The organism is Nonomuraea sp. NPDC049714 (assembly GCF_044465295.1).
Lineage (GTDB): Bacteria > Actinomycetota > Actinomycetes > Streptosporangiales > Streptosporangiaceae > Nonomuraea.
Window position 1 is genome coordinate 202,904 of the sequence record NZ_JBITLM010000001.1, and the last position, 13,082, is coordinate 215,985.

The window sequence follows — 13,082 nt, forward strand, 5'->3', positions numbered from 1 at the left end:
TGGTGACACCTCCGCCCTGAACCAATCAGACTCACCCCACTACTTCAAGTCGGCGGCCCGGCGCGTCCGGCTCGGCGAAGGCCAGCAGCGCCATCCCCTCCTCCTCCAGCGGGTCCATCGGGTGCTCGGCGAACGGGGTGACGAGCAGCCTCGCCTGCTTGCCGGAGCGCTTGATCTGCCACGTGCCGGCGGCGAAGCCGTCGATGAGGTAGGTGGCGCGGATCCGCAGGTTCTTGGTGGCGACCGCACCGCGGTGCTCGTCGGCCAGCATCCGGGTGCGGTCGGCGTGGCCGAGCATCAGGTTGTCGAAGTCCGGCAGGAATCTGACCGGTGCGGGCACGTCGCCGCCCGGCCGGGGCGCGCCCGGCAGGTCGTACAGCTCTCTGCCCGTCTCGTCGGTCAGCACCTCCAGCCGGTCGCGCAGGCCGGCGAAGACGGGTTTGAGCCCGCCCAGCCCGGACCAGACCTGCATGTCCGCGACGGTGGCGGGCCCGAACGCGGCCAGGTAACGCTCGACCAGGTCCGCCGTCGAGGGCGCCGGGTCGAGGTCGATGCCGGGCAGCGAAGGCGGACTCGCGGGCGAAACTCCACCGGTCCCCCGTCGGCACCATGATCAGCGGCGCGAGCATGCGCACCGCGTAGCCGAGCGCCCGGTCGTCGGCCCCGGGGAACTCCGCCTGCAGCCGGGGCCGCAGCTCGTTGAACGTGTGCGGGCGCTCGGCCAGCATCCGGCCGGCGGCCTTCACCACGGCGTCGACGTCCCCGCCGAGATCCACGGCGTCGAAGCGCCGCGCGGCGGCTTCCAGAACGGGCCGCAGCAGCGGCCGGAACGCGGCGAAGTCCGTCGCCGTCACCAGGTGCAGGGTGCCGCGGTGCAGGGTCGCCCGCACCACCGTGCGGGCGTGCAGCGCCGCGTGCAGGTCGTCGCGGGCGAAGCCGGCCAGCCTGGTCCACACCCCGAGGTAGGGCGGGCGCGGCTCCTGCGCCTGCAGCCCGGCCAGCCGGTGCACGACGTCGGTCACGGCGCCCTGGTGCCGCCGCAGCAGGTGCTGACGTGCCAGGGTGGCCCGGTTGAGGTCCCGCAGGGTGAGCATGATTCCATCATGCTCCTTCCCATCGCATCAGTACGTTCCTCCTATCCCGCCCTGACCGACGGCCACGCCTACCTCGACGGCGCGGCGGGCACTCAGGTTCCGCAGGCGGTGATCGACGCCATCGCCGGCGCCTACCGGGCCGGGATCGGCAACGTGGGCGGCGCCTTCCCCGCCAGCCATCGCTCGGAGGCGATCGTGGCGGCGTGCCGGGAGGCCGTGGCCGACCTGGTCGGCGGGCGGCCCGGCGGGGTGATCCTCGGCCCCAACATGACGACCCTCACCTACCGGCTGGCCGGGGCGCTGTCCAGGGACTGGGGGCCGGGCGACGAGGTGGTGCTGTCGCGGCTGGACCACGACGCGAACGTGCGCCCGTGGGTGCAGACCGGGGCGACGGTCCGCTGGGCCGAGGTCGATCCGGTGACCGGCGAACTGCCGGTGGAGCAGTACACCGAGCTGATCGGCGAGCGTACCCGGCTGGTGGCGGTGACGGCGGCGAGCAACGTGCTGGGCACCCGCCCCGACGTGGCCGCGATCACCGCGCTGGCGCACCGGGCCGGGGCGCTGACGTACGTGGACGGGGTGCACGCCACCGCGCACGGCCCGGTCGACATGCGGGCGCTGGGCGCCGACTTCTACGCCACCAGCGCCTACAAGTGGTCCGGCCCGCACATCGGCGCGGTCGTCGCCGACCCGGCCCTGCTGGAGACGGTCAGACCGGACAAGCTGGCCTCCTCCCCCGACACCGTGCCCAACCGTTTCGAGCGGGGCACCGCCGCCTTCGCCGACCTGGCCGGGGTGACGGCGGCCGTGGACCATCTGGCCGCGCTGACCCCCGGCATGGGGACACGACGCGAGCGGCTGCTGGCCTCGATGACGGCGGCGGAGAAGCACGAACTGGAGCTGTTCGAGGTCCTGCAAGCGGGCCTGGAGGCGATGCCGCACGTCACCATGTACGGCAAGCCCGTCAGGCGCACCGCCACCGCGTACTTCACCGTGGCCGGGCACACGCCTCTGGAGGTGGCCCAGCACCTGGCGGCGCGCGGCGTGAACGTGGCGAACGGGCACAACTACGCCTGGGAGGTCACCGCCGCGCTCGGCATCCGCGATGCGGGCAGCGCGGTGCGGGCCGGCCTGGTCCACTACAACGACCGCTCCGACGTGGACCGGCTCCTGGAGGGCGTGGCCGACCTGAACTGAGCCCGCCCGGCCCGCCCTGCCGGAGGCAGGGCGCTTCCGGTTCAGCGGGGCGGCAGGAAGTCGCCGGCGTGGTCGGCCGCCCAGGTCTCGAAAGGGCGGGCCGGGTGGCCGGTCAGCTCTTCGACGGTGGTGGTGAGCTCGGCGGGCCTGCCGTCGTTGGACCGCCACCAGTCGAGCAGCGCGTCGGCGACGTGGCCCGGGATGTGCTCGGACATCTCGGCCTTCCACTCCTCCCGGGTGACGTGCCGGGTGTCGATGCTCCGGCCGGTCACCTGGGAGAGGTGATCGATCTGCTCGGCGAAGGTGAGTGAGCGAGGGCCGGTCAGCGTGTAGGGCCGTCCGGAAATTTCCGCCTTTGTCAGTACGGCCAGCGCGACGTCCGCGACGTCGGCCTCGTGGATGGGTCGCTGTGCGCGTTCGGGTACGGCAGGCTCACCGGCCTGCCGGACCTGATCGGCCAGGCCCAGGCCAGCGCGTTGGGGAGTTGATGGGGCGGATCACCGCCGAGAGCCAGCGGCACTACGCGGCGTACGCGCTGTTCAACCAGGCCATGGCCGACCATCTCGGCCTGCACCCCACCGACCTCCAGTGCGTGTCCATGCTCGACCTGGAGGGCCGCCCGGTCACCACGGGCCGGATCGCCAAGCTCACCGGGCTGACGCCGGGGTCGGCCTCGCGGCTGGTCGACCGGCTGGAGAAGGCCGGGCTCGTCGAACGGCGGGCCGATCCCGTGGACCGCAGGCGAGCCCTGGTGGAGCTGACGCCCGGCGTCCAGGACCGGATCGCCGCGGCCTGGGACCGGCCGGGGGCCGCCTACAACGAGTTGCTCGCCACCTACTCCGACGCCGAGTTGCGCCTCATCGCCGACTATCTGGGCCGGGCCACCGGCATGGCGCTCGGCCAGGTCGAGCGGCTCGCGTCCGGCGACCGCTGAACGGCTTCTAAGATCACCTTATGAGTCTGCCCGCCGTGCTGGACTCGGCGGCGTCGCCCGTCGAGCCGGCCCGCGACCCCTACCACGTCTACCTCGCCTCGCTGACCAGCCCGGAGTCACGGCGCACCATGCGCGGCTGCCTCGACCGGCTGGCCCGGCTGCTCACCGGCGACGAGTCCGCCACCGGCTCGGGGCAGCCGTGGCACCTGCTGCGCTACGAGCACACCGTGCGCATCCGCACGCTGCTGACCGAGCAGGGCTGGTCGGCCGCCTACGTCAACAAGCATCTGGTGGCGCTGCGCCGGGTGCTCAAGGAGTCCTGGCGGCTCGGCCAGACCACCGCCGAGGACTACGCGCGCGCCTCGGACCTGGCCCCTGTCCGGCAGAGCCGCCTGCCCACCGGTCAGCACGTGCCGCCGGAGGTCGTCGGGGCGGCCCTGTCGGCCTGCGACGACTCGGCGGCCGGGATGCGTGACGCGGCCCTGATCGCGGTGCTGTACTCGACCGGCTGCCGACGCGCCGAGGTCGGCGGGCTGGCGCTGGCCGACTACGATCCGGGCGCCCGCTCGCTGCGGGTGCGCGGCAAGCGCGACAAGGAACGCCTGGTCTATCTGACGGCCGAGGCGATCGGCCTGCTGGAGCGCTGGCTGAAGGCAAGGGGCCGGACTCCGGGGGCGCTGTTCAGCCCGATCAGCAAGGCCGGGCGGCTGCGGCTGCGCGACGACCGGCCGGTGGGGCTGACAGGACAGGGCATCGCCGACATCCTGGCCCGCCGGCTCGGCGAGGCGGGCGCGTCCCCGCGCACCGCGCACGACTTCCGGCGCACGTTCATCGGCGAACTGCTGGACGCCGGGGTCGACCTGGCGACCGCCCAGGCGCTGGTGGGCCACTCCTCCCCGGCCACGACCGCCCGCTACGACCGCCGCCCCGAGCGCACCCGCCGCGAGGCCGTCGACCGCCTCCGCCTCCCTCCGGCCCGCCCCCTGGCCTGACCGGCGGGGGCGAGGTTCACGTGGCGGGGCTCTGCCCGCGGCGAGCTTCGAGCGCGTCCAGGATCAGGTCCAGGCCGTAGCCGAACTCGCTCGTGTGGTCGTAGCCCGGCCGCAGGGCGTGCTCGACGATCATCTCCGCGAGGTACGGCAACTCGTCCGCGGGCAGTTGCGCGAGGATGCCGCCGGCCACTTCGTCGACGTCGGCGGGCGTCTTCACCGGCAGGTTCGCCTCCTGGAGGACGTATCCGCCGATGTAGCTGTCGATGAGCGAGACGGCGTGCGCGGCCATCGGCAGGGTGAACCCCGCCTCCCGGAGGACGCCGAGGACGGCGTCGTGGTGGCGTAGCGTCGCCGGCCCCGGGTGGCGGCGGGAGTCCAGGAGAGCGAGAGCCCAGCTGTGCCGCGACAGGACCGTACGCGCGGAGTGAGCGCGCGCCCGGATCGCGTCGCGCCAATCGCCGCGCTCGGCGCCGGGCAGCTCGATCGCGGCGAACACCGTGTCGACCACGCCGTCGAGGATCGCGTCCTTGTTCGGTACGTGGTGGTAGAGCGACATCGCCTCGACGCCCAGTTCCTGCGCCACCCGTCGCATCGTGATCGCCTCCACGCCGCCGCGATCCGCGACCCTGATGGCGGCTTGGAGCACGCGACCTCGGCTGAGCGGTAGCGGTGCTGGGGACACGACGACTCCTGGGTGGGCGCGGGTTGACAACCTTACGAGTGTAAGTCAGCCTTACTGGCGTAAGTTTCCTTACGAGTGTAAGTCACGACGAGAGAAGGTGGTCCCGAATGCCGATGCCGAGGTGGTGGGGGCAGGTGAACAAGCGGGTGTTCAACCCTCGCGCGGTCGCGGGCGGAAAGTGGCCGGTGCTTACGCACGTCGGCCGCACGTCCGGTGCGACGTACCACACGCCGCTCGACGCGTATCCCGTCGACGGCGGCTACCTGTTCGTCCTGGTGTACGGATCGGGCTCGGACTGGGTGCGGAACGTCCTGGCGGCCGGCGGTGCGCGGCTCCGGGTCGACGGGCGGGAGGTGGAGCTCGCCGTCCCGCGCCTCATCGGGGAGGACGAGGCGTTCCAGGCCCTCCCCGACAAGGTGGCACGCCCACCGAGGCTGCTGCGCATCACCGAGTTCCTCCGCATGGACCTGGCCACGGGCTGACGATCGGAATTTGAGCAAATCGGAATTTGAGCAAACAGCCTAACTACGCGGCAATATAGGAGTCATTCGTTAACCAAGTGGCAGGTGATGGCCGAGTGAACGAGTTCCAAGCGGCGGTCGAGGAGCTGGCCGCCGACATCGATCAGCGGATCGCCGGCACGCGCGCGGCCTACCAGGCGGTGGGGGCGATCGAGGCCACGGCACAGTCCGCGGACGGCATGATCAGTGTGACGGTGGGTCCTCAGGGCCGGCTCCACGACATCCGGCTCCATCCGCGGGCGTACCGGCACCTGTCCCCGTCTGAGCTGGCCGGCGCGATCATGGAGCAGGCCGCACGGGCCACCGCGGACGTCGCGGAGCAGCGCAGACGGCTCATCGCACCGCTCATGCCCGCGGAACTGCCCTACGACGAGGTGTTCGGCCAAGGCGTCACCCTCGACGCGTTCCTGCCGCCCCCCGTGGACGGGGACGCATGACCGAGCCGTCCCGGGACGGCTTCGACGTCCGCCCCGACGCGCTGCGCCGCGGCTCCCGCGCCTACGACGAACAGCGGCGGAACGCGGCGGAGGTGCGCGACCTCCTGCGAGCCGCCTTCGACCACGACAGGAAGGCGCTCGGCGACGACGAGTACGGCGCGGAACTCGCCAAGAAGCTGCCGGGGATCGAATCGGGCATCTTCACCGCGTTGCGGTCCTACATCGACGCGCTGGACCGGATCGCTCCCGGCCTGCACACCAGCGCGGCTAATTACGAGGCGGCGGACCGTCCCCCCGCTGCCGGTTCCTGACCGTCGCATGGGGTTCGACGGTGTCCTGGTCCCTGACTGGGCCAAGGGGTACGTCGGCTGGGTGGTCGGTATGGACTGGCCCGAAGGGGACGAAACAGCTTGTTTCAGACTCGCCGACGCCTGTGTGTCCGCCGCTCACCGGCTCGTCGAGGGCACCGCCGCCGACCAGCCGTGGACCGCGGCCAAGATCGGCGCGGACTGGGACGGCAGCGCCCACCTGGCCTTCGCCGAGTACGTCGCCAAGGCCACCGACGCCCAGGTCGCCGACGTGGTGAACCGCCTCGTCAACGCCGCCGTCGCGCTCAACGGCGTCGGCGTGCAGATCCAGTGCGCCAAGTACATGATCGAGCTCACCGTCTGGCTGCTGATCGCGCAGCTGACGTACCTGCTGGCCGCCTCGCTGGCCAGCGGCGGAGCCACCCTGGCGATCATCCCGGCGCGGGTGCGTCTCGCCCGCATGACCGTCGCTCAGATCGCCGAACGCACGCTCGCCAACATCGCGATCTTCGCCGGGGTCGTGGCCGCCATGGACGGCGGCGTCCAGCTCACCCAGCTGCCCCAGGGACGCAGGGACGAGCTCGACCTGCGGCAGCTCGGCATCTCCGCGCTCAGCGGCGGGGCCATGGGAGGGGCGATGGGGCTCCTGTCCGGCGGGCTGACCCGGCTGGCCACACCCGCGCTGCGCGCCGGGCTGACCAGAGCGGAGATGAGCACGGCCGAGCGGCTGCTGGCGGCCGCCACCTCGTCGCTCCACGGTCAGGCCGCCCAGGACGCGCTGACCGGTGGGCTCACCACGGCTGGGACCATGCTGGCCCAGGGCGACTTCAGCTGGGAACTCCTCGCCAAGGGCATGACCTCCAGCGCCCTCGGCGCCGATGGCCAGCACCTGACCACGACCCTTCCCAAGGGCGGCGACCCCTCGGCCGATCCCCGCGCTGTTCCCTCTCCCACCTCGTCACCCGGTCCCTCGCCGGGCGCCCGCGTGACCGGCCCAGATGGCGGCACCTCTCTGAGCCAGGTGCGCCACGGCCAGGACGCTGTCCCGCAGGTTCCTGTTCCTGCGGAGCGGCCGTCAGGCCCCGGCGTTCCGGGGGAGACGGGGGCGCACACCGTACCGGATCAGGGTTCGTCGCCCGTACGCGGAGCCGAGCGCGGCGGCACGGCGGATCCGTCACCGCGCCCCCTCGACCAACCCGCACCTCCGCCCCCGCGCGAGCACAGCGCCCCCGCGTCCCGGAACGCCACTGAGCAGACAGCCGATGGTGGCGTGCGGCGGCCTGGCGACCCGCTGTCCGGCGGCACGCCGCGCCGTGACACGGGGGACGCGGAGGGCGCGGAGGGCGCTGCCCCGGACGTGCCGCCACCGGGAGCGGGCCGCGGTGAGAGCGGTGCGGCGGGGGGTCAGGGAGCGCTCAGCGAGCCGGTCCCCACCAGCCGGATCGAGCGGCTGCTCAGCCACGTCCCCGAGCCCGGAGACAGCGCGCCTCGCGCGCACCCGCCGGACCGCACCACTCCGGCCGCCGCCGGCGACGTCCCACCGCCCCCGGCAGGCGTCCTACCGACCCCGGCAGGCTTCCCGCCGACCCCGGCAGGCGTGCCCCCGTCCCAGCAAGGCGTGCCGCCGTCTCTCGCGAGCGTGCCACCGACGCCGGCAGGCATGCCCCCGTCCCTGGTAGGCGTCCCGCCGACGCCGGCAGGCGTGCCGCCGACCCTCGCGAGCGTGCCGCCGATGCCGTCCCGAGCGGACGGCGATCCGGCTTCGCCCCCGGAGGAGGCGGGCTCGCGAAGCGCTCCCGCGCGGGTCCCGTTCGACTTCGAACGCTTCTACAACGATCCCCGCTGGTCGGCGGACGCCACGAAGTTCGAGCGGCGTCTGGGCGCCCACTACTTCAACGACCCGCAGACCCTGGACGCCGCCCGCACGGTGCTGAGCAAGCTGCGGGACGTCCTCCTGGCCCTCACCCCGGGGGAACCGGGCGAGTCGCCCGCCGCCTTCGCCCGCCGCGCGGAGAGCCCCTTCTTCAAGGACGACCCGGCCAGCGCCGGTCAGGTGGGCACGCGCGCCGGCCTGACGGTCGACGACCTGCTCGCCCACGGCAACCTCCGCGAACTGGTGACCGCGGTCTACAACGCCGCCTATTACAACCGCCACAACCCGCACATCTTCGGCAAGGCCCTGCTCCGCATCATGGACACCGGCGCCTGGGATCGGGCTCGCGAGGTCGGTCTCGACGTCGCCGAGGTACGCCGGGCGCACCACCAGTTGGACGAGCGACTCCACCGTCCGCTGCTCGGACGGCTGGAGGCCAGGTTCATGGACGACAGCTACACCTTCGCCCGCGACCCGTTCGGCACGGGCAACGTCGGCATGCTGTCGGAACGTGGCGCCCGGGACGTCGCCGAGATGGTCAGCAGCCAGCACAACCGGAACGAGCGCTCGGAATCGGAGATCCAGCGGCTCGGCCTCCATACGACACCCGCTCATTACGAAGAGCTGGGCGCGCCGCTGGGCAGATTCGAGCGGGCGCTGGTGGAGGAGAACGTCGACGGCGGGCTCGGCCCCGACACGCCGCTGCCCTGGAGGGAGGGCGCGACCGCGCACGAGTCCACGTCGACCCGGTGGGCGAGCAAAGTCTCCGGGGAGGGTTTCCTCGTGGTGGACGGGATCTCGGGCACCACGGCCAAGATGCTCACCGCGGTCAAGATGCTCGACCTGGGGCGTCCGACGACCGAGCGGTTCCTCGGCGCGCTCATGGGCTGGATGCTGCCGGGCCTGGACCACTCCCTGTTCGAGATCGCCAGAGGCGCGCAGATCGCCGACGTGGGCGGGATGAGGCTCGACCCCGGCTCCCGGCCCTCGGCCGTGGACTTCTACCGCGACCTGCCCGGCCTCGATCTCGCCACACTGCGGCACGAGATCCTGCCCGACGGCATGTTCCCACACGAGCACCGATATTTCGCGAATGCCACGGACAAGGCCGGTTTCTCCGAGACGCAGCATCCCAAGGTCCGCGAGACCGTCGACCGCCTCTGGCCACAGCTCGCCAGCGGCCAGGTGACCGACCCGGATCTGTCGAACTGGCTGCGGCGTTCCGGCATCGACCCGGCGGACCCGGCCGAGGTGCGCGCGCTGGGCGAGCGGTTGTCACCGGCGCATGTGATGGCGCTGACCGTGTACACCCGGCACAGCCACTACCTCATCAACAACGTGACGCGCACTCAGCTGTGGACCGCGGGAATGTCGGAGTCCTTGGTCCGCCACCGCATGGCGGACAAGGCCGGCCGGCTGGTCGGCGACTACCTGGACAACCTGGCCGCGGGCACCAAGGCGCTGCCCCTGCCGATGGCGCTGCGCCCGATGCTGCACGTCGGGGACGGTCACCTCGACTCGCGTTCGCCGCTGAGCCCGCTCGCCGGCTCCTACGTCGACGCGGTCCGCCGTACGGACGAGGCCAAGCAGCGGGTCGCCGGCCTGCAGGAGCGGGGCCGTACGCAAGAGGCGAGACAGGCGGGCGGGGAGCTCAGACAGGCGCGCAGGGACCGGCGGGAAGCGTGGAACGCGCTGAAGGAGCACCTCGACGGGGTGACGCCACGCCTGTGGGACGAGATGCGCTGGCACGCCGACATGGTGCACGACGCGATGACGCGGCTACCCGGCGTCGGCTCACCGGAGAACCCCGTGCAGGCGTACCGGGGGGACTGGATCACCCCGGTACACTCCCCCATCTACGGCTCCCGGCTGCACCCGCACGGGACCGCCCGGGAGTTCCTGAGCGTGAGCGGGCTGCTGGAGGTGGCCATCCGGTTCATGGCGGAGAATCCGGCCGGCGACCGCAAGGTCCTGGTCGTCTATCGGCTCACCGGGCGGCAGGCGCGCGACATCTCCGTCTTCTCCTCCTTCGCCGAGGACCAGGAGTCCGTCTTCCCACCGCACTCGCGTACGCGCCGGGTCGACGATCCGGAATCGGCCGCGCGGCTTCGCGAGGAGGCGGACCGGCTGGCCGCGGACATGGTCGTCCGGGGCGTCATCCCGGAGGCGCCGCGGTCCTATGAGATCATCGTGATGGAGGAGAGCTGACGTGAGCGCCGAGTGGGGCGAGCTGGACGAGAGGGCGTGGCGGCTCTACAGCGGCGCGCACAGGCTGCTGCTCCGCCTGGCCGGTCAGGTGCCCGACGAGCTGATCACCCGGGTCCGCGCCATGCTGGCCAGGGGTGAGCTGTCCTACCTGCCCGACACGGTGACCATGGCGGCGGTGGCGGGCGGGGTCGCGCTGACGGCCGAGGAGGTCGCCGTCCTGCGCGAGATGCTCGCCGCGCTCGGCGCGGACGGTGACCCGGCGGGCACCGACGCGGTCGCGGTCGCGGCCGGCACACCCGCGACGGATCACGTCTTCTCCCCCGATGCGGCTCGGCCGGCACGCGTGCCCGCCGGGCTCGACCTGACGGACGGCGTCCCTGGCGAGTTCGCCGACCTGGAGGACGAGCTGTTCGACCTCACCGACCACCTCGCGGTCGACGCGCTGAGCGAGCACGCGGGCGTCGTGGAGGTCCGGCGCGCCTGGCGTGCCGGCCCCTCGGGGCCGCGCCGCGTCTATCTGGCCGAGGTGGACCCAGGTGTCCCTGCCTGGGAGCTCGCCCTGGAGGCGCAGGACGAACTGCTGGAGATGGGCGAGCACGATCCGCAGGTCGAGGTCTACTGGACCGGCGACGACCTGCCCTCGTACCACCGGTCCGCACACGCGTCCGCCATCCTCCTGTGGAGGCGCCCCGATCCTGCGTGAGGCGCCGCCGGACGGCCCTTCCGGGAGGTCTCTCAGGGGAGTTTCGCCGCCTGTGGCTTGCCGTGCTCCCCGAACAGCTCCCGCATCTGGCGAGGGTCGTGCGCGGTCGCGAGCGACAGGGTCAGCAGGAGCCGCGGCCTGCGCCTGCTGGAACCGCTGCGGCGAGGGGGTGCCCCTCATGCTTCGAGAAACGGCCGTCCAGGTAAGTCACGCCGACCGGTGACCTGGGAGGAGCGGCCTCCCCACCTCCGGGTGGCTACGCTGGTCGGGTGACCCTCGAACTCCCATACGACGAAGTGCCGGCAGATCCCGAGCAGCGCAGGCCGTGGTTGAGGAAGATCGCGTGGTGGGTGGCCACGGTCTTCGTCGGCGGCTTCGCGATCGCGCAGGGCCTCACCAGCGGCGTGGTGGCCTCCGTCGCCGTCCTGCTGTTCTTCGCGTTGCCCGACATCGCCCGCGTGATCAGGCTGCGTAAGACCACCCTGCTGTACCGCGCGGTGCACGAGCCGTGGGTGCCGCTCGTGTTCGTGATCGTCTACTCCCTCAGCCCGCTGTTCTGGGCGCCGCTGTTCACCGCCGGGCTCGGCTGGCTCACCCGGTCCCTGCTCATCCGGGCCCTCCGCTACGGACTGCCCCGGCTGCTCTGAGCGGCGCACCGGTCCGGGCCCCGCTGTCCGTACGACGCGGCGGGCGGTCGCGTACACCGTCCGCGCGCCGCGCTTCAGGAACCCGGACCATCCTGCGCGTGCTGCCCTGCGTCGACGCCGGCACCGCGACGCCCGAGGTCCTCGACGTCCTGTCCGTCGAGCGCGACCGCATCGCGGCGAAGATGGCCGAGCTGGAGCATGCTCTGGCCCAGCTGGACCGGGTGATCGACTTCGCCCGGCACCCGGATCACTGTTCCCCCCGTACACCGGGTGCGACTCCCTCGTGGGCGGGCGATCATAACGATTCTTGACCGATTTATACCCGTTTGCTACGTTTGGGGCTTGCGAGCGGCGGTCCCGTACATGCGGCCGTTGCTGTTCATTGCCCGGACCGTGCCTTCGCGCGGCCGCCTAATCCGCCGTCAGGCGGAGCCGGGGACCCACTCTTCTGGGGTGAATCAGCGCATGTCCGCGCTGTAGGGCACTTCCACGCCCGAACCCGTCAGCTAACCCGGTAGGCGGTATGGAAGCTAGGAGCAACCCTTTTTCATGCGTCTCACCAACCGGCTCAGCCATGCCCTGCTCGGCCTCGCCGTCGCCACCGGCGCCCTGACCGTCGGCGCCGGTGCCGCGCAGGCCGCCTCGCCGGCCGCCACTGCCGCCACTGCCGTCACCGCCGACGCCACGGCCGCCGCCCAGACCCGATCCCCCGTCACCGACGCTCCCGCCGTGCTCGGCAGCGCCGCGTACCTGATGGACGCGGAGAGCGGCGAGGTGCGCTTCAGCAAGGAGGCCGACCTGCGCCGGCCGGTCGCCAGCATCACCAAGGCGATGACCGCCTACACCGTGCTCAAGCAGGCCAAGCCGACGGACAAGGTCAAGATCACCACTGCGGACGTCCGGTACGGCGCGCAAGGCGGGGCGTCGGTGGCCTACCTGCGCGCGGGTGACGTCCTCACCGTCGAGGACCTGCTGTACGGGCTGATGCTGCCTTCGGGGGCCGACGCGGCGCACGCGCTCGCCCGCGCCTACGGGCCGGGCGTGAAGACGTTCGTCGCCGAGATGAACGCCACCGCCCGCGAGCTCGGCATGAACGACACCATGTACGTCAACGCCGACGGCATGCCGTACCAGGGCGGCGGCTACTCCACCGCCCGTGACCAGGCGATGCTCGCCAAGGCGCTGCTGGACGACGAGACCCTCAGAACGGTCACCTCGACCCGCTACCACTCGGTCAGCGCCACGTCCGAGCACGGCTCGTACAGCTGGAAGAACACCAACCGGCTGCTCGGCAACCCGGGCGTCCTCGGCGTGAAGACCGGCTACACCCGGGCCGCGGGCTACACCCTCGCCTTCGCGGCCGAGCACGACGGCGACCGTCTCATCGGCGTACTCCTCGGCGAGACCGACTCCAGCCGCCGCTTCGAGACCGCGCAGGCCCTGCTGGACTGGGCGGCGGCCGCCGACGACCGGTGAGCCCGGCACG

General features: G+C 72.3%; 13 protein-coding genes, 1 pseudogene and 1 riboswitch. Of the genes and pseudogenes, 11 read left to right on the top strand and 3 right to left on the bottom strand.

Going from position 1 to position 13,082, the window contains the following annotated elements; all coding sequences use genetic code 11:
• Positions 1-31: 31 nt before the first annotated feature.
• Positions 32-1,094 (bottom strand): annotated as a pseudogene (locus ACIBQX_RS01070) (winged helix DNA-binding domain-containing protein).
• Positions 1,095-1,103: 9 nt separating this feature from the next.
• Here ACIBQX_RS01070 and ACIBQX_RS01075 point away from each other — a divergent pair.
• Positions 1,104-2,291, top strand: a complete 1,188-nt coding sequence (locus ACIBQX_RS01075; protein WP_396999313.1) for a cysteine desulfurase-like protein — start codon at positions 1,104-1,106, stop codon at positions 2,289-2,291.
• 41 nt (positions 2,292-2,332) lie between these two features.
• On the opposite strand, the gene ACIBQX_RS01080 is transcribed toward ACIBQX_RS01075, so the two are convergent.
• Positions 2,333-2,563 (bottom strand): hypothetical protein, encoded by a 231-nt coding sequence (locus ACIBQX_RS01080; protein WP_396999314.1) that lies wholly within the window; start codon positions 2,561-2,563, stop codon positions 2,333-2,335.
• Positions 2,564-2,778: 215 nt separating this feature from the next.
• On the opposite strand from ACIBQX_RS01080, the gene ACIBQX_RS01085 reads away from it, so the two are divergent.
• Together ACIBQX_RS01085 and ACIBQX_RS01090 are read left to right on the top strand one after the other, a co-directional pair.
• A complete protein-coding gene (locus ACIBQX_RS01085) occupies positions 2,779-3,225 on the top strand; it encodes a MarR family winged helix-turn-helix transcriptional regulator (protein ID WP_396999315.1) in 447 nt (148 codons plus the stop codon).
• Between the two features lie 20 nt (positions 3,226-3,245).
• Positions 3,246-4,217, top strand: coding sequence for a tyrosine-type recombinase/integrase (locus tag ACIBQX_RS01090; RefSeq protein WP_396999316.1), 972 nt, complete (start codon positions 3,246-3,248; stop codon positions 4,215-4,217).
• 16 nt (positions 4,218-4,233) lie between these two features.
• Here ACIBQX_RS01090 and ACIBQX_RS01095 read toward each other — a convergent pair whose 3' ends face one another.
• Positions 4,234-4,899 (bottom strand): TetR/AcrR family transcriptional regulator, encoded by a 666-nt coding sequence (locus ACIBQX_RS01095; protein ID WP_396999317.1) that lies wholly within the window; start codon positions 4,897-4,899, stop codon positions 4,234-4,236.
• 107 nt (positions 4,900-5,006) lie between these two features.
• On the opposite strand from ACIBQX_RS01095, the gene ACIBQX_RS01100 reads away from it, so the two are divergent.
• From ACIBQX_RS01100 to ACIBQX_RS01135, 8 genes are all read left to right on the top strand, one after another.
• Positions 5,007-5,381, top strand: coding sequence for a nitroreductase family deazaflavin-dependent oxidoreductase (locus ACIBQX_RS01100; protein WP_396999318.1), 375 nt, complete (start codon positions 5,007-5,009; stop codon positions 5,379-5,381).
• Between the two features lie 95 nt (positions 5,382-5,476).
• Entirely contained in the window at positions 5,477-5,857 is a 381-nt protein-coding gene (locus ACIBQX_RS01105; protein WP_396999319.1) for a YbaB/EbfC family nucleoid-associated protein, read from the top strand.
• Positions 5,854-6,168 (top strand): hypothetical protein, encoded by a 315-nt coding sequence (locus ACIBQX_RS01110; RefSeq protein ID WP_396999320.1) that lies wholly within the window; start codon positions 5,854-5,856, stop codon positions 6,166-6,168. Before ACIBQX_RS01105 ends, ACIBQX_RS01110 begins: the two co-directional genes overlap by 4 nt.
• Positions 6,169-6,175: 7 nt before the next feature.
• Positions 6,176-10,246 carry a hypothetical protein gene (locus ACIBQX_RS01115; RefSeq protein ID WP_396999321.1) on the top strand — a complete coding sequence of 1,357 codons (4,071 nt, stop codon included), beginning with the start codon at positions 6,176-6,178 and terminating at the stop codon, positions 10,244-10,246.
• A gap of 1 nt (position 10,247) precedes the next feature.
• A complete protein-coding gene (locus ACIBQX_RS01120; RefSeq protein ID WP_396999322.1) occupies positions 10,248-10,949 on the top strand; it encodes a hypothetical protein in 702 nt (233 codons plus the stop codon).
• Between the two features lie 269 nt (positions 10,950-11,218).
• Complete coding sequence (locus tag ACIBQX_RS01125; RefSeq protein ID WP_396999323.1) at positions 11,219-11,596, top strand: hypothetical protein; 378 nt, start codon at positions 11,219-11,221, stop codon at positions 11,594-11,596.
• Between the two features lie 98 nt (positions 11,597-11,694).
• The gene (locus tag ACIBQX_RS01130; protein WP_396999324.1) at positions 11,695-11,907 is read left to right on the top strand and encodes a hypothetical protein; all 213 of its coding nucleotides are present in this window, start codon (positions 11,695-11,697) and stop codon (positions 11,905-11,907) included.
• Between the two features lie 87 nt (positions 11,908-11,994).
• A riboswitch (cyclic di-AMP (ydaO/yuaA leader) is annotated at positions 11,995-12,132 on the top strand.
• A 13-nt stretch (positions 12,133-12,145) separates the two neighbouring features.
• Positions 12,146-13,072 carry a D-alanyl-D-alanine carboxypeptidase family protein gene (locus ACIBQX_RS01135; RefSeq protein ID WP_396999325.1) on the top strand — a complete coding sequence of 309 codons (927 nt, stop codon included), beginning with the start codon at positions 12,146-12,148 and terminating at the stop codon, positions 13,070-13,072.
• Positions 13,073-13,082 lie beyond the last annotated feature (10 nt).